Source organism: Puniceicoccus vermicola (genome assembly GCF_014230055.1).
Classification (GTDB): domain Bacteria; phylum Verrucomicrobiota; class Verrucomicrobiia; order Opitutales; family Puniceicoccaceae; genus Puniceicoccus; species Puniceicoccus vermicola.
In genome coordinates, this window is sequence record NZ_JACHVA010000075.1 from 1 (window position 1) to 26,513 (window position 26,513).

Consider the following 26,513-nt stretch of genomic DNA (forward strand, 5'->3'; position numbering starts at 1 on the left):
TCAGACCTCACAAACTCTGGAAAAGCGAGTATAAGTGGAGTTACTGTTACGGAGCCCTCGATGTCGTCGATGGTGAGAGTGTTTTTTTACAGACACCGACGGTAAACCTGCAATGGACCGAGCAGTTCCTTCTGCAGATCAAAAAGCAGTTTCCCGGGCACGAACACATCGTCGTTTGGGATGGGGCTGGTTTTCATCCGCAGTGCAGCTCCCACGAACGGGTTCCGGAGGGGATCTATCCGGTGGCTTTGCCACCTTACAGCCCCGAACTCAATCCGATCGAGAAACTCTGGGACCTAATCCAGGACCATACCTCCAATAGACTCTGGCCCACGATCGAAAGACTCGACCAAGTGGTCGCAATGCACCTGAATGATTGGATCGCCGATCCCATCCAAGTCATACGCCTTGTCGGAAACGGCTGGATACGGGCTTCAGCAAACGGTTCTGCCGCAATATTAAATATCAAACCTTTTTAGATTAGGTATAACCTACAAGCAACCCTTCTCGGTGAAGAGGCCGTCCGTTTACCGATCTATTGCCGGACAGCCATAGCTGCCCTTACTCGAGCAATGGAACGGAACTATCATGCCGCCTCAGAGATTCTGAGTCGCTTGAGGTTACGGATGTTGACGTCCTGTGGCTCGACTAGTCAGCAATCCCGATCACGCCCCAATTTTTCGGGTTGAGTTTCGCTTCCGAGGGCACATCGGACACCATACCGGTGTTCTTGTCGTGCCAGTAGAGGCGGGAAACTCGGTTGGTGCCGGACGGGTCTGAGAAGATGACTCCGACGATCCCAGTGAGATCCTGATCCAGGGATGGGTCGATTCCGAGGTCTTTCAAAGGCACCCTGAGGAGAACACTGTATCCTAGCATTCCTTGGTTTACGGATACTTTTGCGTCTTTAAGAATCTTAACCACGTCAAATTCCTGGGCGTTGCCGGGATTGTTACTGACGACGTAGGTCATCGGATTCTGCGGGTTTTCGGCCTCTTTCTGCCAGTAGATCACGGTGTTCTTGCCATCGATCGGAGCGACAAGAAGGCGAATGGGGCCACGCCCTGGTACGTCCAGCTGGAGGTCGACCGCATCGCCTCCGATAAAGGCATGAGTGAATTGCTTTTCACCATTCTTCCACGGATTTGTATCGTTGACCTGCCAGACGACGGCGAGATCTTGGTTGTCGCGGGCCAGTGCGGCTCGGAACCAGCGGGTCGGATCGCCCGCCTCCTGGACTCGGAAAGTTTCGGCCCCCGTGATCAGTGAATCGTTCGACCGGGTGTCGGCTTCCGGGGCGGATTGAGGGAGTTTGCGAACTTTGGCGATCTGAAGGGCTTCCGGCTCCACGTTTCCTTCTGCGGCTCGTTTCTCGGCCAGAGCAATGCCTTTGAAGATCTGCTCTTCGTTGACGGAGATGGTTTTCACTTCCTTCTCGATCGTCTCACTGCCGAGGAGCTCCATGATGCGGTAGGACGAGCCTCCCGGTTGTAGAAGAATACGATCGTTTTCATCCCTCCAGATGAATCCGCCGAAGGATTCACCGCCAAGATAGGTTTCGTCGAGGGTGACATCACCCTTAATATCCTGAAACAGGTTCGAGAGAAAGAGTCCATCCATTGTCATGAGAAACCACTCTCCCCGATCTCCGCCGATGGCCGTGACGCTGCCGACTTCGGGAACATCCTCCACGACCCCGTTGGTGCGGAATGGGGCGATGAGGAGGCCCCGGCTGGCTGCTGGTGCGTCGTGGCGACCATAGGGATTTGGATAGCTGCCGGTCTTTCCATCGACCGTCGAGTAATTGATCCCGTCGGAGAGATTTCCCTCCAAGTCCATAACGATGGTGCCCGAACGGCTGGACCGGAAATCCGGGTCGAAATGATTTTCCGGAATCTCCGGTTGGTTTAAGTCATAGACCGGAACACCACCCTCGGTGAATTCTTGAACACGGAAGACCTGTTGGTCGGGCGTGATGAAGGTCATGTCTGGACGCATCCATCCATTACTCCAGTAGTGAAGACGGGCTTCGAAACCCTCGACCACTTCGCCCGGATCCTGCTCACCGTTTTCGTTGAGGTCGGTCCAGATCTTGCCGGGTTCACGGTCATCGCCTCGCCCCGAGGGATAGTCGATGCGAACAACGGGGGTGAAGACTCCCTCGTCGTTTCTCTTGGCAATAATTACGTATCTCTGCTTGTTGTATCCAGGAACGGATACCGCGTACTCGTAGCCGTTGAACTCGTAGACCAGACCGCGAGTCTTAGCGAGAGCCGGATGGAAGAAAAGAGGTTGTTCCTGAGTAGGACGATTCTCGATATCCGGATCGGGATCGAGCTGGAACTCCACTCCGTGGGCAATGAAGCGGTTCGAGTCGTAGGTCAGGGGAAATCCGGCCATGGCCCCGTAGTCGGCGGCGCCCCAGAACTGTGCGATGAGTTCGCCGTCAGGAGTCCAATGGGTGATGCGGCGGCAGGTGCCGGAGGCTTCGGCTAGCCAGAGATTGCCATCGGAGTCGAAGTCTAGACCGAGAGGGCGGATAAGATCCTCTTGCACGAATTCACCGGCTGGGCGTTTCCCATCCTTAGCCTCATAGGGCGAGCCGATGGTTTGTACGAGGTCTCCTTGGGGGTTGAATAAGAATACCTGGTTGGTTGCTTGATCGCTGATGGCATAAGTTGATCCATCCTGGCTCAAAGCGAACCGAACCGGGTCTTGCAGTTTATCGCTTTGAAAAACGACCTCAGTGGGCTTCCCTTCTTCGTTGAGCACGCGGATGGAGCCGTCCTCGAAGAGTCCGCGCAGAACTCCATTGCGATCATCCACGGCGATGAGTCCAGGGGCTTCGAATTGGCCTTCCAACGCCCCGGTCGATGCGTCGAGTCGGTAAAAGCTGTTGCCACGAATGAATACGAAGACCTGATCGCCGATTACCGCGATGGTCCCGTCTTTGACCTCCTCGTTCTCAATGGGAAGGACAGAGTTCGGGCTCTTGTCGTCATTTTCAAACAGAACAAGATCCCCGGTTTCCAAATTGTAGCGACGAATGACAGTCTGCTTGATCCAGCTGTCGCGGGAAAAGGCGTAAGCGTATTTCTCGTCGAGGGTGACATCGATCAGTTCATAGGAGTCGTTCCACTGGATTAGGCCATCGGAAGTGATGTTCATTAAACCGGAAGATCCCTCTGTGCCGGTAAAGCCGAGAAGAATGGTGTCGCCCCTTGTCGCAGCGGTAGTCGGGTAGCCGTGGTTGCTGCCCCAGATTTTATGGCCGGTATCAGTCGGCCACGGTGGAGTGGCGGCATTGTAGACACTATTGAGGATTTGGAGTTCGAATGGTTCGTGGTCGACGATGGTGACCGTATATTCACCGGGTGCGACAGGGTTGCCCTGGTCGTCGAGGCCGTCCCAAAAATCAGTGTTTTCCCCAGCTTCGCGCGGGAACTGTCCGAAGAGGTTTCGCACTCGCTCGCCGTTGGCGTTGTCGATGGCGATGGTCACCTCTCCCTCCTTCTCCAGAGTATATTGGATCGGAATGGAGCCTTCGGTCTCGTAGTTGACGAACATCTTAAGACGCTCGGCTTGAAGTTCCTCTTGGGCTCTGGCAATTGCCAGGTCACCCTCTTCGCTGATCACAGCCCGGCCCCATCCGTCGCGAGCCCGGAAGAAGAAGATACGGTTGACCTGATCATTCTTTAGATTGTCCGCCAAGCGGTGAGAAAGCTTCGTCCCGTCGCTATTGCCCCACATCGCTTCGATGCCAAACTTGAACTCTTCCCCGGGTTCAAGCGGTTCGCCGCTGGTACGAAGATAAGACCAGGGCCAGAAGGCTTCCATGTTGTAGCCTTCTCCATCCTCCCATTCCTGAAAGGCGATCTCGCCCCCAAATTTCTCCATTGTTGTACCATACTTTTCCAATTGGTCCGGACGGTCGGGGCCGGTGCCGTCGTAGGGAGGCTTGGATTTAAATCCGCCATGCTTGACGATCATGTAGGGCGTTTCCTCCGGAGTGGAATAGAAGAGATTGATATGCATCTGGTGCTCATCCTCTTCGCCATCCTCAAAGATGACGCGGGTCTGCATCGCGTCGGACCGCCAGCTTTGCATGAAGTCTTTACCGCGGGTTCCATTCTGCAGAGATGAAATGTCATGGAAACGACCGAGTAAGTAGATTCCTTTCTCGTCCCACATCAGTGAGGTCCAGACCGAGTATTTGCCGACGAGGGTGGGATCGTTGTAGCTCCAGATGCTTGCGGAAAGATCCCAGTCGCTTGTCTCTCCGTCGATCACCACTTCTCCCGGCGCGGGAACGACGGTGATCTCACGGTTGTTGGATGTTGGGTTACTCGCGTCGCCTTGAGCAGGGAGGCTTGAAGCGAAGAATATGCCTGAGGCTGAGAGGAGTAGCAGGGCTGCTTTTCGATAGACGGTCATAATTGCTGTTTGTGGGTGAGATTCGATGGATTACGGATTTTGGAAAGATGAATGAAAAAGCTGTGAAGGGGAAAAGTGACGCGGGCTATACGGTCGACTTGGCTCGGATGACCCAGCGGGTCGGGGAGAGCTCTGACTCGAGCGTGATCGGCATCTGGCCTTGCCCCAGGCAATCGCGCAGCACCATGCTCAGCCAGTCTTCGGAGAGTTTCTCTGTGTCGAGGGGACCATGATCCTGATCGCCGATGACGAGACGAGTGATCTCCCCGCCGGAGCGAGATTCGACGTATCCCTGGGTCCCCAGGATTTTCAGGCCTTCCTCCCCCCAGACGCCGGAGCCGGGTTGGTTCAAATAGTTACAGCTGACCGTGGCGACCCCGCCGTTGGTGAGTCGGGCGATGATTGAGCTAGCCATTTGCAGTCCTCCGCCAGTGATCGGATTGCCTAGGCCGGTTTCAATCGCCTGAATCGATTGAATGGGCGTGCCTGCCACGTGCTCGATAAAGCGAAGGGCATGGATCCCGTTCTGACAAATCAAACCGCCGTCGAGTTCTTCGTCCTGTGCACGCTCAGGGTAGTAGGGGTAGGACTTTTCCGAGATGACCTGTACTACCTCGCCGATTCGGCCGCTCAGAACCACATCGCGCATGGCGAGGTAAGGCTGGCCGAAGGCGGTGCCGGCCATTTCGTGAAAGATTTTGCCTGTTCTGTGAGCAGCAGCGAGGATCGCATCCAGTTCGTCTTCGGTCAGTGCGCAGGGTTTCTCTGCATAGACATGCTTGCCTGCTTCGAGGGCCTCAATAGCGTGCTGGGCCTGATCCGATCGGCGGGGCGAGCAGAGACAGACGAGGTCGATTGACCTGTTCGCCAGCATGGCCTCAAGTGAATCGTATTCCTGAATCTGATGTTCCTCTTTGAGTGTGTTTGGAAGTTTCTCGCGGGGGAATTCAGCGATGGCGATCAGTTCAGCCAGCGGATGCTCGACCAGATTGTTGTGAATCTGGTGCCCGTTGATTCCGTAGAGTCCGATTCGTAACATAATTCAACTAATGTTTGACCTTCTCCACTTGGCTGCTGTTTTGGGCGCGGATCATGGCTTCGATGACTTGCACGCCATGCACGATGGCGTCGGCCGGCGTGCTGGTGATGTCGCGCGTGCGCACGGCTTCGCAGAAGTCGGACCAAGCGTATTGGCCACTGCCGCCGGGTTGACGCCATTCGTGGGTTGTCTGCTGGTTGTCGGCGTCTACAGTGACCAAGCGCAAGTGAGACTCCTGCATAGCGGTGCCGAAGTCCTGAATATCGCAGTTACGATAGATGCTGCCGTTCTCGTAGTGGAGGATGAGCGAGTTGCCGTAGTGCTGGCCGTTTTTGACGCAGAAGCTGGCGTAGATATTGCCGATCGCGCCGTTTTCGAAGGTCATGGAGAGGTTGGCGTTATCCATGGTCGGTCGCTTGGTGAAGACCCGAGTGCCGAGCACCTGCAGAGATTCGATGCCTCCCGCGATACGGACCATGTCGTTGATTAGGTAGATGCCGAGGCGAAATATCGGGGCGACCGGGCATCGCTCCGGGTCGTCCAACCAACTGCCATCAGCTTCCTCGCGGTAGGAGGCGGTGGCCTCTCCGCCGAAATAGACCAGTTTACCCAAGTTGCATTTTTGCTCCCAGGCATGGATCTGCTCCATGAAAGCGTTCGGCTTGGGGGTAGGGGAGTTGAGATGGATAATTCGTCCGATCGATTTGGCCTCGTCCAGAACGGCTTTGGTCGCCTCTGGATCCAGCTCAAACGGTTTTGTGGTTATCACGTCCTTCCCCGAACGGATGATGTGACTCAGCAAGCCGGCCCGTCCCTTGGGGCCCGTATAGAGGCCTACAACATCGATATCCGGGTCGGCTAGTAGCTCGTCCATGTCGGTATAGCCTTTCACGGAATACTGTTCGGAGTATTGTTGAACCTTTGCGGCATCGAGATCGCAAACCGCCCCGAGAGAAAGATGCTGGGAGGCTGAGCCTGAATCGAGGTCTGATAAAATATGACGACCAAAATTGAGGCCGATGATTCCTATTCTGAGGCGTCCTGATTGCATGAAATAAAAAAAAGTGGTCCCGGAGCCTCTCGAATCTGTGAAAAAAGGAGTCGAAAAGGATAGGGGCAGTTTTCTTGTAGCACGACATACTTCGTGGTGGAAATACATACACTTTGAATACGATTGGTGGATGGAGGTCCCAACGTCGGAAAGACCCTATCAGAAGCGTGCTCGTTCGCCCGCTGGCTCCCTGTTTACTGGAGGTCGAATTTCTGAAGGCGAATCGAAAGAACCCGAGATTCTAGGGAGAGTTCTTCGCCCGATGTTTTCGCTTCGCTCCGATGCCTAAGGTTGCGAGAGAGCTTTGAGCTTTAGAAAGCGGTGGCCATCGGGTCCCTTACTGATCGAGGCGATGGTTTCTTCGTCGTCGTAAGAATATTCGAATCCATGGTTATCCCAGTGGGATAAGTCGTCGGACCAGAGTGGTTGATATTGAACGGAGTCGCGCAGCGGTTGGTAGCGCAGGTGGATCATGGTCGGTTCCACGTCGATCTGTGGTAGGACCGTGATGTCGAATGCCTGCGCGTGTGGGGTGAGGGAGAACTCCACGATAATCTTTACCCCGTTCTCGTTGTCGTCGGCGTCTTCGTCGGATTCGCTACCGGAAAGTTCCTTTTCCTCGACCCAGTGGGGCGGAATGGGACAGTTGCTGTCCGGACCGGCGGATCGGGATGTCTTTGCCAGCATCCGGCGGTTGGGAGCCGAGAGTGAAACGGATGGGAAATGGCAATTGTTGCCGTTTTATGTAGAGCTGTAGGTGGCGACTACGGCTGCTTATACCGGTGAGTTTGCCGAGGAAGTGGCGGTCGACGAGGATGCGCCGGTCATGTTAGACGCGGACGAAGTGAAGCGCGAGCTTCGCTGGGCCAATGACATCTGGCCGAATGACGGCTTTCAATTGAAAATCTATTCGCCTTTTGGGATGACGGAATCGCCGTAGACTCTGTCTGATCAAACGGCATACCGGCTATCAATTGCGGACCCTCGAAGAGACGGTACCAGATTTGGTCGGTTTTGCATTGGGCCGATAGATGGGGTTTGCCGCGTATCCTAAGTCGATTGAGCGTCGTCTCCAGGCTCTGTGTATCTTTTCTCCGAAGACGTGAACGCATCACCGGGGCTGCACTTGCTCGGTTCGGGGATGGGTGTCGTAGGAATTTTTGGGAGAGGGAGTCTCGTTTGGGATCTAAATCGTCACCGGTACTTATTGTGGCACCCGTGTCGAACGAATCGTTGATGAACCCTTTGGCACTTAGGTATCCACCTGGGAGAATTGGGCAGCAGCAAAGAGAGAAACAGGCTTCAAGTAGTGCGTGGCTTATTCAGGATTGTGTTAGGGGATATGCTCTATTTTCATGTGTTACTTGTGGTAACTTCCAAACGGAATTTGTAGAGTTTGGTATTCTGGCCTTCTGAGATCGCTTCCTAGAACTGAATCTAACTGTTTCAACCCGTGTTTTGCTTTGTTGTTGATATATTGTTGTAAATCAATATAAATAGGACAGTATTCAGTTCTGCTGCATTTCGTTTTATTATGTCTGCTCATTATCATACCCAGCACGCGCCGATGGGCGCTTTTGCGAGTTTCACGATTGGTCTTCCACAATCCCGTGGGGGAATGGGACAGTCGTTGTCCGGCCCGGCGGATCAGGATGTCTTTGCCGGCTACCGGAAGCTTGGTGGTGAAGGCGCCGCAGATGAAAAGTGGCAATTACTTCCGTTTTACATTGAGCCTGATGTGCCGGCTGCGGCTGCTTATACCAGTGAGTTTGCCGAGGAAGGGGCGGCCGACGAGGATGCACCGGTCATGTTAGACGCGGACGAAGTGAAGCGCGAGCTTCGCTGGGCCAGTGACATCTGGTCGCATGACGGCTTTGAATTGAAGATCTATTCGCCCTTTGGGCGTACGGAATCGCCGGAAACCTTATCAGAGGAGGTTGCACGTCTGGCCTTTGCCCCAGTGGTGCAGTTGGAGGTGGGCTTTGACAATCGAACTAGCTCTAAGGCGGTCGAACTGGTCTTTGGACTCGGACATGCGGCTCATCAATTGCGTCCTCTTGAGGATACGGCTCCGGATCTGGCTGGTTTTGCACTGGGTCGGGGAATGGGCTTTGCGGCAGATCCGGAAATGATTGATCGTCGTTTACAAGCGCTGAGTATATTTTATCCAAAGGCATGTACGGACCATCGGGGGCTGCACTTGCTCGGCCCGGAAGGCGCGGTGGTGTTTCGGGTTGGAGCTGGTGAGCAGGCAAGCTTTCCGGTTTCGTTAGGATTTTATCAGAGTGGGGTCATGACCACTGGTCTAACGGCGTCCTACTATTACACGAAGCTTTTCGACGATTTGGAATCGGTGTTGCGGCATGGTCTTGCCCAGCACGCATACTATCGTGAGCAAGCGGAAAATCGCGATGCGGAACTGGCGAGAGCCGATTGGCTGAACGCTGACCAGAAGTGGTTGATTGCGCAGGCCACCCACAGCTACTGGGGTAGCACGGAACTGCTTTGGGACGAGACGGAGAAAAAGCCACTCTGGGTGGTTAACGAAGGGGAGTATCGTATGATCAACACCTTCGACCTGACTATCGACCATGTGTTTTTCGAGCTAGATTGGCAGCCCTGGGTGGTGAAAAACACTTTGGATCTCTTTGTGGAACGTTACTCCTTTCGTGACAGCCTGAATGTGCCCGAAGGTATCGATACCGACGGTGGGATTTCCTTTGTCCACGATATGGGGGTGATGGATCAGTTTACGCTGCCGGGAACTTCCTGCTACGAGTGTGGTCAGATTACGGGCTGTTTCTCGCAAATGACGATGGAGCAACTGATCAACTGGGTCTGCTGTGCTGGCACTTATGTGCTGGCGACCGAGGACCGCGAGTGGTTGCAGGCCAAGCGGGCGACTTTCATCGCCTGCGCCGAAAGCCTGTTGCGCCGGGATCATCCTGATGCGGATCTACGCACGGGGTTGCTCAAATTCGACAGTGATCGTTGTGGTCCGGACGGCGCGGAGATCACAACTTACGACTCACTTGATGTTTCTCTGGGGCAGGCGCGCAACAATCTGTATATTTCTGTCAAAGCCTACGCGGCATGGTCGCTGTTGGAAAAAGTTTTTGCTGAGGCGGCATTGGGCGAGACCGAATGGCAGGCCCAAGCTGTCGCCGCGACGGATCGGGCGGCTGGCGCGATCGCGGCCAAGTTTGAAACTGACTGCGGCATGTTCCCTGCTGTCTTCGAGGACGGTAATCGTTCCCGTATTCTGCCTGCAGTAGAAGGCCTTGTCTTTCCGCACTACCTCGGCCTCGTGGACGGGCTGAAGACGCGTCATGCGGAGCTCTTCGACAAGCTGGGGCAGCATATGCAGAATGTATTGCAACGAGGGGTCTGCCTCGATGCCAAGACGGGAGCTTGGAAAATCTCCAGTACGAGCAAGAATTCTTGGTTCAGCAAAATCGCGATTTCTCAGCACGTTCTTCGTTCAGTTTTTCCCGGCTTGGAAGTTGCCTCTGAAGCTGGCGCACCTGCCGATGCCGTGCACGCAAGGATGCAGCAAACGGCCGTGATCGGACAGTACGCCATGGTCGATCAGGTCAATGTGACCGATGTGGTGTCAATGGGCAGTCGTTATTATCCAAGGATTGTGACGAGTTGTCTTTGGTTGCGAGAGGGAAAATAATAGAGCAAATGTAACGATCGTATAGCTAGCTGGCGATCGCTTACATGACTTTGGATAATTATGATACACTCTTGAAGGTGGAGGGTGCCTGCGTCTGGGATGTGAGGATGGGATATCTATTCCGGTGAATGGTTTGAGAAGTGAAGACGCCAGAGCCTGGTCGAGGAGGCAATTAGTTTGAGGCCGACGCGGAAAGGGACATAGCCGACGTTGTAGGCTCGGAAATACACCTGATTCCAACCTGATTTGAGGGTAACTGACTTATACCGAATTTAGTAAGGTTTGACCGTTATGGTGCAGCACAGAATCGAAGCAGCGTAAGGCGCAGGGATCTGATTCGTATCGAGATACGCTCCGATCCCTGCAACGCCGCGACCTTCGATTCTGGGCGCATCCCCCTCGCTCAGGCTCATTTCTCATCCCGCCATAACTATCAAAACTTCCTAAATTCGGTATTAGAGGACAATTTTCGGGTGTACATATCTGGATCATTTCCGTAATCCTGCTCGGGGTCTTCCAGATTAAGCGGCTCACCGTTGAGCGACCAGCGGATATAAGTCATGAAGTGTCCTTGGAGTTCGAAATCAATCGGCATTTCTTCAGGCGAATAGATCCAAGTGGCGCCATACCAGACCTGAGCGCCGTTGCCGAGGACGATGCACGGGTCGGAGAAATTGGAGAAAGGGTAGGGTGGTCTGATCCCAAGCGATTTGCGGAGAATTTTCGTCGGCACTTCGGAATGAAAGCGAGTGAGTATCGGAGGCGGATGCTAGGACGGGATCGATGTTGAGCCGGAGGGTGGCTTTCGGCACATGCGAAAACAAGTAGGGCTTTCTTTGTAGATATTTTCATTGTGGATATCTGGTTGGAATTCGTTTGAGACCACACAGTTGTCCAGGGAGGATAACCTGAGGGATTCGGCGAAGAGTTTATACTTTTGTAAGCTGAAGGTATAAATTCAGTGACTGTGGTTGACGCATTTTCGTTATAGAATGCACCTTTTGCGCGTTTACTGTTGGAACGTAAACCTCGGAAAAAGTTCGATAATTTGAATGAGGCCGTTTTGACTATGTCAAATAGTTGTAATCGTTTTTTATGGCTCGGTCGTTAGCACCGATCTGGACCTTGTTCAGAGAAATAGGGGTTCTATTGAGCACTTTGGAGGGCAGAGTTCTTGGTTTATGCCTCGTAGTGAAAACGTTTTTTTAGTAGCTGACAGCCATTGAGTTTTCTCCAGGCTTTTGGGGCTGTCGGGGGTGGGATCAGCACTTGGGCTGCTTGTTTTGCGGAGATTTCGGATGGCGTGAAGTATTTTTATTTATATTGACATAGTCAGATGGGTTGTCTCAGTTTTCCGTCACTTTCTGGTGCTTGCGTTCAAGTTCGACTCTAGACGCGAGGCTTCATCAATCACCCTACAGCCCCAATTTATCCATGAATCATAGGATGACTCATCGCCTGGCGACTGCTTGCTGCGTGTTACTATCACTCACTTTGGTGGCTTCTGCTGTCGAAGTTTTACAAAACCCGGGCTTTGAGTCCGGCACTTCTCAATGGTCTGGCATTTCTCTGGAGACGATCGAAGTTTATTCGGGCTCACAATCCGGTAGGATCAACCAAACCTCCTTTTGGCGGATGATTGGGCAGTCGGTTGATTGTGAACCGGGTCAAATCATGTCTTTCGGCGGCTACCTGAAAAGTGAGGATATTGTTACGAGTGGCGGGGGGATTCGGGTGACCTTTTATGATTCGGGGAATCAGGCGATTTCCACGATTTCAGCAGGCAGCGTGTCTGGCACGCAGGATTGGACCTACTGTGAAAATACGGTTCTCGTTCCTACCGCGACGGATTATGCAGTCATTCAACTATATGTAGGGCAAAGTCATTCGACTTACGGGCAGGTCTACTTCGATGACCTCTTTTGTGACCTATTTTCGCACAAGGAGGTAATCATCAACGCGAACGGCGGTTTTGAAAATGGGTTTGCTGGTTGGCATAAAGGCCATGCGAGTTCCAGTAGCAATGCTTACGAGGGAGTGAACGCTTCGGCCATTACGCATGGCAGTTTCTGGAAAAATTCCTGGTATGAGTTTGATTGCGACCCCTCGAAGGAGTATGCGGTCTCTTTTGCGGCAGCTTCGGAGAATGCCACATCGAGTGGAATCATCCAGATTCGTTATTACGATTCCAGTGATTCGCCAATATCAGCCGATGTTTTACTTTCCCTCAGCGGAACCAACGCTTTTGCGGTCTACTACGCGGATGGCATCTACCCACCAGTAGGTGCGGATTATGCACGCTTTTATTTTTCCGCAGCCAAGCCAGGAGCGGGCATTTCTTATCTCGATGATGTCTTGATTTCCACAGATGCATACGAGTCTAGTCTCGTATCGCCGAACTTTATTGATCAAGCACTCACTAATTTGACGCCAGACCCTGGTATGGAAAATGGTGTCTCGGATTGGAGCGGGGGCGCAAACGTTGAAACAACTGTTGTGGCTACTGGCCTTCAGGCGGCTAGATTCGACGGAGCGAGCTTTTATAAATCGTATTCTCATGATTTGATTCCAGCAGACGAGGGCACTTATTATATACTTTCGGTACTCGCTGCGATCGAGAATGTTTCCATTAGCCCGTCGATAAAAATTTCATTTTTCGCTGCGGATGGAACGACGAAATTGGGCGATACCGACAATATTATCGATATTGAGGGTACGGCTCCATACCGAGCCTTTTCCAGTCCTTACTATCTGTCACCAGCTGGAACTGCATATTTGAAAATTTCAATTTCGTTTCCAAAAGAGAATTCGGGCGCGAGACTTTACTTGGATGAAGTGAATCTCTACGAATCAGAGAACCTGTCTGTTCGCTTAGTGCCGACTTATCAATCGGTTGGGGTGTATATTAGTCGCGAGGAACAGATTGCCAATGAAGTGGCGCACGTCTACTATCGAGAGACGGGCACGACGCAGTGGTATGAAGCCTACAAGCCGGAGTTCGACGCCACTCGTGGTGAGTATCGCAGCAGTATTGTCGGGCTGAATGAAGCGACTGATTACGAGGTGCAAGTTGTGCTGGAAGCCGATGGTATAAAGTTTGATGAAGCGGGTGCCCTAGTGGCTACTTGGGATTCTACCCCAACCATTGCGCAGACCATTTCAGTTGCCAGTCTCTATACGGGTGGGCAACTCCTGATTGAAGATATGCATGGTGAGCCCGATGGATGGATCAAGATTGTGGGCACCGGATCGAACGATATCGATGGGGGCTATGCGGATGATATTGCTTTGAGAGTTCTCAACAGCAGCTACTTGATTTTTGAGGGTATCGAAATTGAGGGCGGTCGTCGTCACGCGGTGCAGGTGCAGATGTCTGATCAGATTCGTATCGTTGATTGCGAAATGTCGGGTTGGGCGCGCCAGCCAAATTACATGGGAGGAGTCTACTCTTATGAGACGCTCGAGGATAAGAATAAGGGGAAGAAGTTTGCGATCAACAAAGATGCGGGCGTGCATCTGTATGAGAGTTCACGTGTGACGGTAGAGCGTTGCTATATGCACGACCCGCGGACATCCGCCAACAATTGGGAGGGCCGCAAGCATCCTGCAGGTCCAAGCGCGATCTATGTTCAGAACATTACGGGAACCAGCAGTAAGATAATGAAAGGCAATTTCGTTGTCCGCTACAATGATTTGATTGGTAGTGATGAAATCCGTTGGAACGATGTTATCGAGGGCGAAAACAACAACCAAGAACGTGGTTCCTTCTATCGCGACAGTGATATCTATGGCAATATGTTGGCTTTCGCTAATGATGACTCCACCGAATTGGATGGTGGGCAAATGAATATCCGATTCTTTGGTAATCGTATCGAGAGTTGTTATGTTGGGTTAAGTCTAGCGCCGTGTATTGTCGGTCCGTCGTACGTCTATCAGAACCTTATGTTTAACCAAGGGGACGACCGAAACAGTTGCTTCTCTATTGTTAAATTGGGTGGGGGGACGACCTACTCGAAGGGCAAAAGTTTCTTCTTCAACAACACGATTCATGGAAAGGGCAATGGCTTGACGAGTGTCCGCTTTGGGGATGATTCCAACTACTCCATGTTTCTGGGTCAGACCCGCAATAATATCATTCGCACGACCAACTCGAATCCCAAGTACAATAGGACGATACGCGATGAGGAACAGAACCCTTGGAATGATTTCGACTACGATAACTTGTCAACTCAAGGCAGTTCCACGGCGAGTACGGAATATGCCGCGGGCCAGGAAGCTAATGGGATACTCGACGACGCGCCGACCTTCGTCAACGCGGCTGTCGGCGACTTCCGCCTCGCGAGTGGTTCATCAGGTATTGATGATGGCCTGGGTTTGCCCAACTTCGCTGACCAATATCTAGGTAATGCTCCAGACCAGGGCGCTATCGAACATGGTGACAGCTCGATGTTTCCCATCCGTCCCATTGCAATTCATGCTGACAAATACTTTGTTGAACTGACTGGCGTCGCTGGTGGCTCTACGACACCAGTCGATGTGACGTTGACAACGGGTACGCTCAGTAGCCCGCTGGGCTACGAGGTCCGCATGAATAATACCGTGGATTGGCTCAGCGTGGCTCCCGCAACTGGCACTCTCTCTGCGCACAGCACTGAGTCGCTGACGCTGACTCTGCAAACTGCAGGCTTGAGTGCCGGAGATAAGCTAGAAGCGACCATTTTGGTTAAACTGGAGAACGGCTTCTCTGTTCCCATTACTGTCAATGCTGAAGCCCTCTAAACAAACGTAGTCATTTAATCGACTCTCCGTAGTTAGAATGGAGATATATTAAATATTTCAGCCTGACTGTACATTGAATTATGATTCCTATACTCTTTTTTCAGCGCCTTCCAATAGTGGCACTGAGTTTAACCTCCTTTTGCTCTCCTGACCTCTTCGCCTCTGATTCTGATCTGCGTTTCTACACCCGCGAAGTTAGAATTCAAACGAGTGACTATACCGGGAAGCTTACTCTGTGCCCACTTTATGATGACCGGGAATTAGCGATTACAACTCGTTGGGATGATAGTAATCCGCGTCATTACAGGATGCTGAAACTGATGGGTGACTATGGTTTCCATGGAACGCTTTATATGAACCATGGTATGAATGGAGAGAAGTCTTTGGACTTCGATCAACTCAAAGCCCTGGATGCCGACTTGGGAGCTCACTCGATGACGCATCCTCGTTTAGCCACGAATCTATCAATCAATCAGATGTTTTGGGAAGTTGCCGAGATTCGGGCAATTCTTGAATCCGAGCGGGATCAACCGATCAACAGTTATTGTTTTTCCGATGGTAATTTTCGGAACAGAGCCCGGCCCTTTATGCAGGGAGAAATCGCTAAGAGCTTACAACGTGTTGGTTATACTCATAATGTCTATGCACGATTCGCCGAAAGCATACCGGATGAACTCGATGCCGTTTCGACGGTTAGTCCTATTTCTGCCGGTGATAAAAACCCTTCGATGAAGAAGTTCGATCAGCGGTTCGAGCAGATTATGAGCGACCCGAATGAATGGTATGCTGAAGCTCCGTGTGTCTCTATTGGAGTTCATGTTTGGCTGTATAATGATGAGAGTTGGGGTGAAATGGAGGAGATTTACAAGAAATACGCCAATCGAGAGAATTGGTGGTATTGTGACCAGTCAGACTATGCGGCCTATCAAAAACTGTTGAAGCATACCTCATGGGCAGTGACTGATCGGAAGGACAATGAAGTCACCTATGAGATTCGGGTGCCCTATGCATCCGATCTGGGCTCCAATAGTCCTTTGAGCCTTCGCTTCTCAGTGCCCAATTCCAGAGTCTTCGTAGACGGAGAACTTGTCATGGCTCGGTCTGATGACGAGGGGACCATTTTTCATCTGCTGCCTCCTGATTTCGCCCAAATTCCACGGGAAATTTCTTATTTTAGAAATTTGACTAACCAGCCATCGCAACCTGCGGGATCAGCGTCTGAAACTTCATTAAGAGCGTGGCTTTACCTTGGGGCAAATGATCAACTCCAGTTGCAGATATCGAATCGTTCCTCGGTCTCCGTTGAAGAGGTTCGTCTCAGTTATATTTTGCCTCCGAAATACGAGAACCCACTGGCCGAGAATTTGGTCGGTATTGCCAGCGGGGAAACCCTCAAGTTGGAGCGACCGCTTAAAGTGATTGGGTCCGGCGAATATCTTTGGGGTGTGCCTTACTTGCTGTGTCAGATCGATTACCTCGCCAATGGACAAGCAGAGCGAGTGTTCGTTTCTACTTTTGATCAGGCAGTGCAGCCGCCCTATGAGGCCGGGTTTCGAGATGATTCATTCGTTTCGGGAATTTTCACGGATTTGAGTATTTCGGAGAGGGCAGCTGAATTGTCCGAGCCTGGCGCCGCAAAACTTGCGAGTCTCGCTTGGTATGGACCGACAGAAATGGAACGTCTTATGTATAATCGGTATGTTCTCGCAACGGATTTACGACTCAGCGATGAGCTAGAATCTGCCCCATCCGGTGAGCGTTATTATTTCATTATTCGGGAGCTCGTTTCCGATCAAGGGGGAGTGCTGGTTTCAAGGAGCTTCGCCCGCTTGAAGGGGGTCTATTTGAATGGCCGCAAGGTGCCCAAATCTGAGAGAGGAAATATTCCAATTCAACCGGGACTAAATCGATTCGTGACAATTCATAAGGTAAATAATCGGACTGACAGAAAGCGCGATTACTTTACCTATGAAGTTCGCAGTCATTGAGGAAGGTCTTCGGTTTCGAAGCGTTTTGATGTCGAGTCAGGGTTTAGCTGTTATACCGAATTTAGGAGGTTTTGATAGTTATGGCGGGCGGAGAATGAGCCTGAGCGAAGGTCACGGCGTTGCAGGGATCGGAGCGTATCTCGATGCGAATCCGATCCCTGCGCCTTGCGCTGCTTCGATTCTGCTCTGCACCATAACGGTCAAACCTTACTAAATTCGGTATTAGGGGAGGGGCTCATTTATCAGAAATCTGTTAACCTAGTTAGTAGTATTGGGCTCCTTCACATCTCCCCGCAGGGGAGGGGGTAATTTGCTGGAATGTCAGAATTTGCCAGTTAGAACCTATTGATGATGAGGATTTCTAGATCAAAAGAGAGCCCTCTGTAGATTTCAGCGGTGCCGAGATTGATATTTGATCTGCTTGGTAGAGGGTAGAACCTAGTTTTTCGGTTCCGCCGGTCGTGAGCCCGCAAAGTGAAAATGATCTAGTATGCTTCCTCGCGGCGACAAATAATATCTTTCTGCGTAAGGCCGCAGTCGCAGATACTCTGCTCTGGGCCGTTTGTTTTCATCTTTCGATAGGTGGACTCAGGTCCGAGAAATCTCCTTTCGATCAGCTCCCATATTTCGCAGCTGTGGTTTTCATCTCCTTTGGTTTACTCAATCTCGAATCCACTGAGCGGGAGTTGGGCCATCAGACAATTGGTATGCATCTGTTTCGTGGATTTATTGGGAATGAAGCAGTTTCACAGGTAGCACGCACGCCGGATGCGCGATGCTCAAGGAAGCACGGGAAGCCAACCTGTAATCTTTAGTATGTTTGGAGTCGCCCGGAGTCAGAAAATTATGACAACCTTTTCCATTATGAAGCTTCTCCGTGTTGCGATGGCGATGATCATCGTTTTTCTGGTTTTTCATCTTCTTTATGTCGGGCAGTCGCTCCTTCTTCCGTTGGTGATTGCGGGGGCTGTCGCCTATTTGATCAGTATTTTTGGGCGGACCATTTCTTCCGTTCGGATTGGAAAGTGGTCGATTCCGCATCCCTTGGCTGTGGTCTTGGCCTTGGCGGTTATTTTGCTTTCCCTGAGTTTCGTGGTTCAGTTGATCACGGTCAATATCGGCAAGGTGGTTAATGCGGCCCCTGGGTATCAGCAGAATCTCGAGGTTCTGATCAACAAGGGCTATACCTTTTTCGGAGTAGAGCAGGCTCCGAATCTTAAGGAGTTTCTCGGGCAATTTGACGTTCGGAAGTATCTGCAGAGTTTTGGAGGAACCGTTCGGGCTCTCCTCAGTAGTACGGGCATTATCATTGTTTATTTGGTTTTTCTCCTTCTCGAACAGCGGACGTTTCCCGGGAAGATTCGTTCTCTGGTGACTGATCCGGATCGTCAGGATGACACCTTCGCGATCATGGAGAAAATTCGGGATGATATCCGCCTCTACATCGGGATTAAGGTTCTGACAAGTGCGGCCACGGGCCTTTTGAGTTACCTCGTCCTCCACTTTGTCGGGGTTTCTTTTGCCAGTTTCTGGGCGGTTTTGATCTTTCTTTTGAATTTCATTCCCACGATCGGCTCCATCATTGCTACGGCTTTTCCCTCCCTGCTCGCCTTGGTTCAGTTTGAAACCATGGGTCCCTTCATTGTCACGGCCTCGGTATTGACTACGATACAGTTCTGCGTTGGCAGTTTGATCGAGCCGAAGTTGATGGGGAATCGTTTGAATCTCAGCCCGATCATTATTCTCGTGTCGCTCGGTCTTTGGGGGTCCATCTGGGGCATCCCGGGAATGTTCCTCTGCGTGCCGATCACCGTGATCATTATGATTGTCTGTTCCTATTTTCCCGAAACTCGATTCGTTGCCATTCTTCTATCGGGCAACGGAAAGGTAGGAGGTTTGAATCGGCAGATTTCGGATCTCTCCGACCATCAGTCGGGAGAAGAAAGGGAGCTCGATTTGGCGAAAGAATAGGCTTTGCAGACGGTGACGGTAAGAATTTTTATTTTTCTCAAATTTATCCTTGTCAGAAGATCGTCTCTCCATCTTAATTCAGGGTTTTTACAGCACTGCAGGGTGGAGCAGCCCGGTAGCTCGTCAGGCTCATAACCTGAAGGTCCTAGGTTCAAATCCTAGCCCTGCACCCAATGAAGGCCGCGTCCGAAAGGATAGCGGCCTTCGCCATGTCATGAGCAAAGAGTATCAAGTTTACGTCCTCGAGAACGCAAAAGAACGTCGCTACATCGGCCTTTCGGAGGATGTTGATCATCGTCTCGGTCAACACAATAACGGTGAGTCAAAGTGGACAGCAAAGCATGGTCCCTGGAAGCTTATTTGGACGAGCAGCCGACTTTCGCTTTCCGAGGCGAGAAAGCTCGAAAATAAGATGAAGCGACAGAAGAGCGGGATCGGCCTGCAAGTAATCATGGATGAGTATAGCGGCTCGTCAGGCTCATAATCCCGCGTCCGCGGGATCCTAGGCCAGCAAAGCTGGTCCCACTGAGCGGGATTCAAATCCTAGCCCTGCACCCAATGAAGGCCGCATCCGAAAGGATCGCGGCCTTCGCCATGTCATGAGCAAAGAGTATCAAGTTTACGTTCTCGAGAACGCAAAAGGACGTCGTTACATCGGTCTCTCGGAGGATGTTGATCATCGTCTCGGTCAACACAATAACGGTGAGTCGGAATGGGCCGCCTTTCGGGCGCCGCGGTATCTTCTCTCTAGGTAGCGAGCCATGGCCTCATGGCTCCCACGTGCTGAAGGGTTGGTTGCTTGGATTCTGACTTGGGTGCGGGTTGGGTCAACCCGCGCTACCTTGGGTCGGGGCCTTCACTTGACGCTCTAGCAGGAACTTTTTTCCATATCCATCAAGCCGAGGTGGGTCCTGTGGTCGCGCTTATGTGGGATTCGCTTTCGTAGGCGACAAAGACTTCGTCCCTGGGTCGCTGTATTCTCTCCATTCATAGGCAACTTTGGGGCTACTAACTAAAATTATCGATTAATTTAGTATATATTTTATTCGATAATATATGATGGATGTGCTGGTGTGTTTGTGGCGATGGGTGACTCCATCGACATCGGAGAATCCCTGTAACCGTTGGTGCACTATGCTTATGAAGGAGAGAAGGAATCGGACAAATGTACTCATGATCCTGGCGGATCAATTCAATGCCAGCTGGATGGGAGCTGCGGGGCACGCGCAAGCGATAACGCCGAACTTGGATAAGTTGTCAGCGGAGGGTGTTTCTTTCTCCAACGCTTATTGCCAAAATCCGATTTGTACGCCCAGTCGCGTCTGTATTGCATCGAGTCAGTATTGTCACAACCATGGTTATTACGGTTTGAGCGGAAATGCCAACCCGGACTTGCCTAACTTGTTTCGACACTTTCGGTCTGAGGGATACCGGACGGCTGCCTACGGAAAACTACATTTGCCCTGTGCTCCACGAAATTGGATCGCCGATGATGTGGACGAGTTTGGAGACACCTATGAGTCTGCTGACAATATTCATGGCCAGAGCGAGTTCTTGAGCGGGCTGGAACGCGACGGTTTGCGGGACTTGGAGGACAGTTGGCATAACTCTAAGAATTACGGGCGTAGTGGAATCCCCATGGATGCAATGCCTTCGCAGCTTCCGCTGGAGAGAACTCAGGAGATGTGGTGTGCCGGTAAGGCGATGAGTTTTATGGAGGAGAGTGGAGAGATGCCATTTTGCATCCAGGTTTCGTTGCAAAAGCCTCATCATCCTCTGTTGCCCAATCCTCGATTCTGGGAAATGTATCCTGAGGATTTGGAGCTGCCTTCGACTTGGAATTTGCCGCCCAATGGCCGTCCGTCTCACTTCCGTGAGCAGTGGGAGGAGTGTCGGAAAATGCAGCCTGAGTTTGGTCAACCCGGTGAGGACATCGAGGCCCTCTATCGGCGGTGCTGGCGCGGGACACTGGCCTGTGTCACTCAGGTCGACTATGTCATCGGCCAGTTAATGGAATTTTTGGATGAGCGTGGTTTGCGCGATAATACGATCGTGGTTTTCGGTAGCGACCACGGTGCCTATCATGGTATTCATGGCATCTTGGAAAAAGCTCCGGGTATCTGCTCGGACGAAGTCTGCCGTGTCCCGATGATTTGGCGTATCCCCGGCTTCCCAGGTGCAGGCAAGGAGTGCAAGGCGCTTGTCGAGAATATTGATATCGGACCGACCTTGGCCGAATTGTGTGGTACGAGGGAGATGAACTATGCTGATGGTAAGAGCCTGTGCCCATTGGTCGATGGGTCAGTCGACTCGGTGCACGAGGCTGCCGTGACCGAAAATGCATGGAGCAAGGCCGTTCGCTGGGATCGCTGGCGACTGGTCCATTATCCGGCGGGAATGTTTGGGGCGGAGCCTGAGGGCGAATTGTATGACCTTGAGAGCGATCCTTCCGAGCGGGTTAATCTTTATGACGATCAGGCTTATCAAGAGCAGGTCCGTATTGGGATGACCCTGCTGACAGACTGGCTGATCAAGAGCATGCGCGTGACCACAACGCCGATGCTGGTGCAGACTGTTAAGAAGCTGGGCGAATCAAGAGTGGTGCCGCAGGAGAGTGACGGGCGGGCTGCCAATGCCTTCCAACCCGGAGGCCGTAACGATCTACTCATCAACTACCTCTAATAGAATCAGGAATCGGTAGGGTGGAAAGCATGCGCCTACTGTGTTTCCATTCGAATCGTTAGCCAACTTTGCTCTTGCGAATACGCCAGATCGGTAAGGCACGCTCCCCAGGAACCCGGCTACAAGGGCGTTTATTCTAAACTGATTGCAGTCGGGCGCCACTTTGAAGGTTGTGGAGAAGCTATCCTTCCTTGTCGGAGATGGGTTTTACGACTCTCAATATCGAATCTAGGTCTTGGGAAGAATTCTCCAACTGGTAGAAGAGCGGTGGGAGCTCTGGGGTGATGGAGATTTGTTGGTGTGATAACGTCTTCTTCGTCGCGAATCATTCGCGTCATTCCTAACCAGAAGTGTCGGTGATTGCTTGGCCGTTGCCTCTCGGTCCGCTAGGAGAGGGCGTCCAGATTCCTCATGAGCTCGCCTGACTTTGTCCGGACGTAGCTGTTTTGGGGAAACATCCGAGGGAACGGGAGGGCTGTCTCCAGGCCGAGATCAGACTGCAAGGTTCATCCGTATTTACGGAAAACTGTAGGTGTAACTTCGATTTTTCTAATCCGAAGGTCCTAGTTGCTTGTGGACCGTGCCGTCGTCTTCTGGATTGCGGGCAGTGGACTTTAGCTTGCGAACCATGATGAGGATGTCGCGAATACCTCCAATTATAAACCATACGACAGTGATACTGGCGACTGTGGCGTAAAGGTAAATGTTGACCTTCCAGAAGCTCAGCCAGCTACGATCGGCGATGCCAACGATCAATCCCCATGTCGTGCCGATGATAAAGGTGATAAACCAACCCATCGTCCATCCGACGTTCAGGTAGTAGATTACCCGGTCTCCCCGTGTGTACTCTTGATTGAAATTGAAGATGCGATGGAGCCAGTTGCGTGTGTCCCGGACGATTTCCCTGTTCTTGCCGTCGTCGTCTTTGCTGTTGTCGCCGTGAAGCATTTTATTGATAGGGAAGGGCTCTTTGCAGGTGAGCAAGGAGACGGTGATGTACGCGGCGATGGAGGAAAGGTAGGAGATCATAGCCAGCCAGGCTCCGTTGAGGGGGAACTCCGGCCTGATATTGGTGAGGGCGGGGACGTCTCCCCAGATCTGCTGCAAGGTAATGCCTGCGGCAGCTACCAACCAGCCAGCTGTCATCGCGGCCCAAGCGCCCTGTGTCGTTCCTCGTTTCCAGTACAGTCCGCCGATGATGACCGCGCCCGATCCGCCCAGATAGATCGTGCCAGTCAGTAGAAAGTACATCAGTAAGTAGTCTTTGAGCGGAAAGTACAGGCTCCAGAAAAATGCGAATGTGGCGACTCCGCAGACGGAAAGCCTGAGCAGTCGCATGTGGGCTTTGGTGGAAAGCTGTTTTTTGCGGAAGGGGAGGATCACGTCCTGGATGAAGATACTGCCCCAAGAGTGAATCTGCGTGTCGTCGGTGGAGATGGCTGCTGCTATGATCGCGGCCCCAAACATGCCGAGCACTCCGACAGGCAAAATTGCCGAGAGTAAGATGGGAACTCGCATTTGCTCCTGAGCTTGGGGGTCTTGGATGGCTCCGATTGCGCTGTTGACACTGTCAACCAACTCGGGCGTTCCGCCTCCATTCAGCAGGACGTAGGCGCAGATCGGCGCGAACAGCATCAGCATATAGGTGATCCCGTTGCGCCACTCAGCGAGGACACGGGCCATTTTGGCCTCGTGCGGACTCTTGGCTGCAGCATTGTAGCCTTGGTTGCCTTGCCAGCCGAGGCAGTTGTAGACGAGTTTGAAAGCGAAGATGAGGAAAAACCAGACCGTGAAATCGGTCAGCTCGTGCTGGTCGAAGGGGTTAAGCATCGATTTTCCCGTTGGGGCGGCTTGCAGTACTGTTCCGATACTGTCCCACGAGACAAAGGTGATCAGTATGAAGAAGATGACGAGGAAACTGATGTTCAGAAGTATGGACTGGAAGAAATCCGTCACCATTACCGCAATCAGTCCGCCGAACAGGGTAAAGCAGACCGCGATGCTTAGGGTGATACCCATGATGACGGGCTTGGTCTGCCAGATGAAACCGAGAAACTCAAAGCTGTCTGGGAGGCCGCAGAAGTGGATTAAAAATAAAGCGGTGATGCCGGGGAATACTCCGTAGTTCAGGATACCCGAGACCCAAGCCAGAATGCCTGCGTAAACACGAAAATTTCGGCTGTAACGCATCTCGAAAAGCTGCGCCATAGTCATAGCCTGGCTTTTTCGGTAGCGGTAGACGACCCAGCCGGAAAGGGCGATGATCATTGCGATAGGGGCCATCATCATTCCCCACCAGGCTCCGCCGAAGCCGGCCTTGTAGAACTTTTCAAAGTTGGCCACTACAGCAATGGCTCCTAGGGCGGCCATGCCGTCAGCCAGTGTGAGCAGGTAGCGTCCGGCGCAGCGGTTGGCGGCCAGAAAGTCCGAGACGCTGAGAGTGAGCGATTTTGCGTAAACGGCGACCGCGAAAAGAAATACGCCGAATGCAATGATGATGGACCAGTCGATTAGGCTGAAATTCATAGGGTAATGGAAAAATAATTACACAGGTGTTTTCCTGTGGCCCTGGGACGAGCTGCGTGACCAGCCCGGAGGGGCAGCAGAAAAATCGTTGAAAAAAAGTTGGATAGGGGATTAGCGATCTCCTGGCGGCGTAGGCTTCAGCGGCCTAAACGGGAGGTGAAGGCAGATTTACACGCCGTGGTCGTAGTGCAGGCGGATGTTGAAGGATGCTTCACCCGGATCTTTGGGTTGGACGGCGACAGTTAGAACGGGGGGCTCGTCGGGTTGTATGAAAAGATTTGGGCGTTCGACGCGCTCAAAGGCTATGCTGCGTCCATCGGTGGATTGCAGTGTCCGGCTAAGGACCAAAGGCGGATCGCTGGGGCTCCAGTCAGTGCCATTTTCAGACTGTAGCAGCACGACGCTGGTCTCACGGGAGGGGGACAGAGTGCCTTGCATGTCTTTGACCAGGCAGAAGTACTCATTGTCTTCCCGCCATAGGTAGGGATCTTCAAAGGCAAAGTCAGTTTCATCAAAATCGAAAATCGGCGTGGGGTACTTTGTGAATGGGCCCTCGGGAGTATTTGCCCAGGCCAGGCCGTGGAGAACGCGTCCACCGAAGGGCGGTTTTCCTTCACCGACGCCCTTGTAGATCATCATGAAGCGCCCATCAGAGGTATCCGTTATCGTCGGATTCGAAACCATGAGTGAATCCCAAGCGCCCGGGCTAACATCGAGAGCCGGGGTTTTTTGGCGTATCCAGGGGCCATTGGGGTGGTCGGCGATGGCGACTCCTATGCGCTGATTATTGCGGTGGGTCCACCATTCTCCGTTTCCCGCATTGCCCATATAGTATAAGTAGTATCGTCCCTCGAATGATTTGACGGTTACGTTGTGGAAGCAATGGGCATCCCAGAGCTGACTGTTCCTGTCTCGTGGCCACAATCGTTCGACAAAGGTGAAAGGGCCTTTGGGGGAATAGCCGATGGCATGTGCGATTTCGGAGTGGGTGACCCAAGCATCATAGCCTTCCGAGACAGGCCAGCGACTGTAAAAGAGGTGGTATTGCTCGACGTCGGGGTCTTTGAGCAGCGAGCCGCACCACACATGCCAACCATCTTCGCGAAAGCACTCTTCTGGACTAAAAGGCTTGGGCCCTTCTCGAAAGAAGTTGCTGAACTGTGACTTCATTGGGGGAAGCACGGTGGGCGAACACGGTTTTTGTTGTGGCATATCTGGCAAGGGCCTGGATGACTAAAAATGAATGCGGCGGGTCAACTCTTTGCTTCCGAGACTGTGCCTCGGTCTTCGTATTGTACGGGAAGCACGAGCATGCCGGGGCTGGTCGAGTGTCCTTCGGCTTTCTGGATTAGGCGCAGGACTCCCTCTTGTCCCACCTGATGCAACGGGTACAGGATAGTTGAAATTTTAGCCTCCGATTCGGGAAGGCATGGGTCTATGCCGATGGCGATTAGGCTGATGTCTTCGGGGACGGAATAGCCTGCTTCGGTCAGGGCGCGCATGACTCCGAATGGTTTCGAGAAACCGGAGAAGGCTGCGGTGAATTTCTCACCTGGGTTCTCGGAAAGGTATTTCTTGACCGCTGCATAGCCTTCTTCGGAGGAGTCACCTTCGCTTTTGACCATGATTATGTTTTTCTCGCTCAGGCCGGAATAAAGAATGGCTCGGTTGAGGTGCGAGGAGACGAAGGGCGACTGTTCGTCTGAGTAGGAGGATTTGACGCAGAGTATTTTGCTGTGATTCAGTTTCTTCAGTATATCGAGAGTCAGTCCGAAGGCCGCTTCGTAATTGGGGATGACCGAGTCCCAGCTTGAATCGACTGTGCCGTTGACGATGACGACCGGCATCTTGAGCTTCTTGAGTTCGCTCAGGAATTGGCTTGGTGGTGGGCCCAGGACGAGAACGCCGTCTGCCTTTCCGCGGGTAAATATGTCGCTGTCCTGTAGGCAGTCTTTGTTGTGGAGGCGTTTGATGATGGCGTGGAAACCGCGTGCCTCCATAGTTTCCTCGATACCGCGGTAAATCTCAGAGAAATAAGGGTTCTCAAAACAGCTCCTGAGGTCCTGAAAGGTAGCGACGATAATTGTTTTACTTAGGCGTGTGCGCGTCTTGGGCTTGTAGCCGAGTTTGCTGGCAGCTTGTTTCACCTTGTCGCGTGTAGTCTCCGGAATTGAGATATCCTGTCGGTTATTCAGGACCATTGATACTGTGGAGAGGGAGAACCCGGTTTTGCTGGAGATATCTTTGAGTTTTGGTGCGCTCATCTCTGTTTACTAAAATAGGTGGGGAAAAAATGGAATCAGTTTAATCGTGGGGGCTGTGGGGTGGATGTTTTGTCATTGAGACCTATCGATCGGTTTGGGC

General features: G+C 52.2%; 19 protein-coding genes and 1 tRNA gene. 12 read left to right on the plus strand and 8 right to left on the minus strand.

The genetic code is table 11. The annotated features are described in order from the left end of the window. Positions 1-479: transposase (locus H5P30_RS08045; protein WP_185692435.1), on the plus strand; the 479-nt coding region annotated here is incomplete at its 5' end. Positions 480-648: 169 nt separating this feature from the next. On the opposite strand, the gene H5P30_RS08050 is transcribed toward H5P30_RS08045, so the two are convergent. The 4 genes from H5P30_RS08050 to H5P30_RS08065 form a co-directional block, all read right to left on the minus strand. Continuing rightward, positions 649-4,434: a FlgD immunoglobulin-like domain containing protein gene (locus tag H5P30_RS08050; protein ID WP_185692436.1), complete on the minus strand. Its 3,786-nt coding sequence runs from the start codon at positions 4,432-4,434 to the stop codon at positions 649-651. Positions 4,435-4,519: 85 nt separating this feature from the next. Then, entirely contained in the window at positions 4,520-5,473 is a 954-nt protein-coding gene (locus tag H5P30_RS08055) for a Gfo/Idh/MocA family protein (protein WP_185692437.1), read from the minus strand. Positions 5,474-5,480: 7 nt separating this feature from the next. After that, entirely contained in the window at positions 5,481-6,524 is a 1,044-nt protein-coding gene (locus tag H5P30_RS08060) for a Gfo/Idh/MocA family protein (RefSeq protein WP_185692438.1), read from the minus strand. Positions 6,525-6,809: 285 nt separating this feature from the next. Then, complete coding sequence (locus tag H5P30_RS08065) at positions 6,810-7,211, minus strand: hypothetical protein (protein WP_185692439.1); 402 nt, start codon at positions 7,209-7,211, stop codon at positions 6,810-6,812. 70 nt (positions 7,212-7,281) lie between these two features. Here H5P30_RS08065 and H5P30_RS08070 point away from each other — a divergent pair, with 70 nt between their 5' ends. Together H5P30_RS08070 and H5P30_RS08075 are read left to right on the plus strand one after the other, a co-directional pair. After that, the gene (locus H5P30_RS08070; RefSeq protein WP_185692440.1) at positions 7,282-7,464 is read left to right on the plus strand and encodes a hypothetical protein; all 183 of its coding nucleotides are present in this window, start codon (positions 7,282-7,284) and stop codon (positions 7,462-7,464) included. A gap of 594 nt (positions 7,465-8,058) precedes the next feature. Continuing rightward, on the plus strand, positions 8,059-10,203 hold the full coding sequence (locus H5P30_RS08075) for a glycoside hydrolase family 52 protein (protein ID WP_185692441.1): 2,145 nt from the start codon (positions 8,059-8,061) through the stop codon (positions 10,201-10,203). Between the two features lie 272 nt (positions 10,204-10,475). Here the strand turns inward: H5P30_RS08075 and H5P30_RS08080 are convergent, their stop codons facing one another. Beyond that, positions 10,476-10,616 carry a hypothetical protein gene (locus H5P30_RS08080; RefSeq protein WP_185692442.1) on the minus strand — a complete coding sequence of 47 codons (141 nt, stop codon included), beginning with the start codon at positions 10,614-10,616 and terminating at the stop codon, positions 10,476-10,478. Between the two features lie 152 nt (positions 10,617-10,768). Here H5P30_RS08080 and H5P30_RS22825 point away from each other — a divergent pair, with 152 nt between their 5' ends. The 9 genes from H5P30_RS22825 (at position 10,769) to H5P30_RS08125 (ending at position 21,623) form a co-directional block, all read left to right on the plus strand. Beyond that, a complete protein-coding gene (locus H5P30_RS22825; protein ID WP_185692443.1) occupies positions 10,769-10,993 on the plus strand; it encodes a helix-turn-helix domain-containing protein in 225 nt (74 codons plus the stop codon). 656 nt (positions 10,994-11,649) lie between these two features. After that, positions 11,650-14,982: a hypothetical protein gene (locus H5P30_RS08090; RefSeq protein WP_185692444.1), complete on the plus strand. Its 3,333-nt coding sequence runs from the start codon at positions 11,650-11,652 to the stop codon at positions 14,980-14,982. 80 nt (positions 14,983-15,062) lie between these two features. Continuing rightward, positions 15,063-16,970, plus strand: coding sequence for a polysaccharide deacetylase family protein (locus H5P30_RS08095; RefSeq protein WP_185692445.1), 1,908 nt, complete (start codon positions 15,063-15,065; stop codon positions 16,968-16,970). Beyond that, a complete protein-coding gene (locus H5P30_RS08100; protein WP_185692446.1) occupies positions 16,951-17,184 on the plus strand; it encodes a hypothetical protein in 234 nt (77 codons plus the stop codon). The genes H5P30_RS08095 and H5P30_RS08100 overlap by 20 nt, the downstream gene beginning before the upstream one ends. A gap of 650 nt (positions 17,185-17,834) precedes the next feature. Then, the gene (locus tag H5P30_RS08105; protein ID WP_185692447.1) at positions 17,835-18,941 is read left to right on the plus strand and encodes an AI-2E family transporter; all 1,107 of its coding nucleotides are present in this window, start codon (positions 17,835-17,837) and stop codon (positions 18,939-18,941) included. Between the two features lie 96 nt (positions 18,942-19,037). Then, positions 19,038-19,114 (plus strand) — tRNA-Met (locus H5P30_RS08110). A gap of 41 nt (positions 19,115-19,155) precedes the next feature. Then, a complete protein-coding gene (locus H5P30_RS08115; protein WP_185692448.1) occupies positions 19,156-19,425 on the plus strand; it encodes a GIY-YIG nuclease family protein in 270 nt (89 codons plus the stop codon). Positions 19,426-19,540: 115 nt separating this feature from the next. Continuing rightward, entirely contained in the window at positions 19,541-19,696 is a 156-nt protein-coding gene (locus H5P30_RS08120) for a GIY-YIG nuclease family protein (protein ID WP_185692449.1), read from the plus strand. Between the two features lie 418 nt (positions 19,697-20,114). Then, positions 20,115-21,623: a sulfatase family protein gene (locus tag H5P30_RS08125; RefSeq protein ID WP_185692450.1), complete on the plus strand. Its 1,509-nt coding sequence runs from the start codon at positions 20,115-20,117 to the stop codon at positions 21,621-21,623. Between the two features lie 549 nt (positions 21,624-22,172). On the opposite strand, the gene H5P30_RS08130 is transcribed toward H5P30_RS08125, so the two are convergent. The 3 genes from H5P30_RS08130 to H5P30_RS08140 form a co-directional block, all read right to left on the minus strand. Next, positions 22,173-24,149: a sodium:solute symporter family protein gene (locus H5P30_RS08130; protein ID WP_185692451.1), complete on the minus strand. Its 1,977-nt coding sequence runs from the start codon at positions 24,147-24,149 to the stop codon at positions 22,173-22,175. 168 nt (positions 24,150-24,317) lie between these two features. After that, positions 24,318-25,319, minus strand: a complete 1,002-nt coding sequence (locus H5P30_RS08135) for a glycoside hydrolase family protein (RefSeq protein ID WP_185692452.1) — start codon at positions 25,317-25,319, stop codon at positions 24,318-24,320. 83 nt (positions 25,320-25,402) lie between these two features. Further along, positions 25,403-26,413: a LacI family DNA-binding transcriptional regulator gene (locus H5P30_RS08140; RefSeq protein ID WP_185692453.1), complete on the minus strand. Its 1,011-nt coding sequence runs from the start codon at positions 26,411-26,413 to the stop codon at positions 25,403-25,405. Positions 26,414-26,513: the final 100 nt, after the last annotated feature.